We start from the raw sequence: 1,772 nt of genomic DNA on the forward strand, positions 1-1,772 counted from the left end.
CAGGTCCTGCAGCGCGGCCGAGGTGAAGAAGTATTCCTGCCGCAGCCGCAGTTCCTGCCCCGCCGGCGTCTCGTCCGAGGGGTAGAGGACCTTGGAGATCGCCTCCTGCCGCATGCGGTCGGCCAGGGCGCCGACATGGTCACCGAAATTGAAGGCCTCGAGCTTCAGCGGATCGAGCGCCCGGGCCGACCAGAGCCGCAGCGTATTCACATGCTTGCCGCGCCAGCCGACCACCGGCGTGTCATAGGCCACGGCCTGCACCGTCTCGGCGGGGTGCCAGACATGCCGCACCTCGCTCTCGGAGACGCGCACCGCCTCCACCGAGCCACCGAAGCCGATGTCGTGCGCGATCTCCGGCCGGGCGAATTCCCAGGGGTTGCCGGAGGTCAGCCAGTCCTCGGGGTACTCGTGCTGCCAGCCCTCGCGCAGGATCTGCCGGAACAGGCCGTGCTCGTAGCGGATGCCGTAGCCGAAGGCGGGGATGGCGAGGCTCGCCAGGCTCTCCATGAAGCAGGCGGCGAGCCGGCCGAGGCCGCCATTGCCGAGCGCGGCATCGGATTCCGCCTGCCGCACCGCGTCGAAATCGACGCCGAGCGGCGCCAGCGCCTCCCGCAATGTATCCATCATGCCGAGATTGCTGACGCTGTCGCGCAGCAGCCGGCCGACGAGGAATTCCAGGCTGAGGTAGTAGACCTGCTTCTGCCCCGTCTCGTAGGCGGCGCGGGTCGCATCCAGCCAGCGGTCGATGACCCGGTCGCGCACGGCGAGTGCGGTGGCGAGGAACCAGTCGCGGTCGCGCGCGCCGCTTCGGCTCTTCCCGAGCTCGTAGGTGAGCTTGTGGACGATCGCATCGCGCAGCGCCGCCGCATCCTCGGCCGCGTCGAGGGGTTCCATCACATCCGTCACTGAATCGCGTGCCCTTCCCGGAATGCGGCGCTGCCGCCGAGCCGACGCCCTATCTGCCCGAAAACACCATCGCATTGAAGAAAAAGTGATGCTGGGCAGGTGTGCGATCTTAAGATCGAGGTGCCTGATAGTTCGCTTCAGGGCGTGCCGAGCACGTCGGATGCGCGCCGGCCACCCTGTGGCTGTCTGCCCGTGCGTGCCTGGTCGATGACGTCCCACACGGCCGTAGCGAGTTCATAGTACCCATCAGGCTTCTCGAGACGGACAGTGGGCCAGCCCAAACCCCGGAGGTCGGCTTGCGAAGCATCTTTTCCAAAGCCGGTGACGACGACCACTGGCAGGGCAGGCATCCGTTGGCGCAGAGCGCCGATAATGCGCTGACCGGCGATGTCGCCGCCCAGTTGCAAATTCACGACCGCCACTGTGAAGGGGCGTGATGATCCTATTAAGGTGGCGGCGCTGGCCTCGCTCACGGCCCGTACGGTCTCAAAGCCCTCGGCGGTGAGGAGGTCCTCAACCAGGAGGGCGAGCAAAGCCTCATCCTCCACAATCAATGCCAGTGGCCGTGCCTCGCCTGCCATACCGCTACCCCGCAAGACCGAGGCGCTTACAACCTGTTGGGTTTAGCTCCTCGAGAAACGTTTACAGATTGATAGCGGATAGAATCGAAAATCAGCGCGGCTTTTGCCTCTCTTTGCACAAAGACACAATGGTTTACTTATATTTAAGAAAGTATACTATATACATTATAAACATTATATAGAGTTTTTAAGAAAATATTCCTTAACATGATTTAGAAATTGGGCGAAATCAGCGCGACTTGCTTCCGTCGCTCCAGGATCTGACTTCCTCCCCGCCCTGAAGGA

2 protein-coding genes are annotated in these 1,772 nt (G+C 62.9%); both read right to left on the reverse strand.

What is annotated here, in order from left to right; translation table 11 throughout:
- Positions 1–894 (reverse strand): glycogen/starch/alpha-glucan phosphorylase (locus Q7A36_RS39575; RefSeq protein WP_305109281.1); only part of this gene is annotated, 894 nt, incomplete at its 3' end.
- 149 nt (positions 895–1,043) lie between these two features.
- Positions 1,044–1,487, reverse strand: coding sequence for a response regulator (locus Q7A36_RS39580; protein ID WP_305109282.1), 444 nt, complete (start codon positions 1,485–1,487; stop codon positions 1,044–1,046).
- Positions 1,488–1,772 lie beyond the last annotated feature (285 nt).

The sequence above is a fragment of the Paracraurococcus lichenis genome (assembly GCF_030657435.1).
Taxonomy (GTDB): domain Bacteria; phylum Pseudomonadota; class Alphaproteobacteria; order Acetobacterales; family Acetobacteraceae; genus Paracraurococcus; species Paracraurococcus lichenis.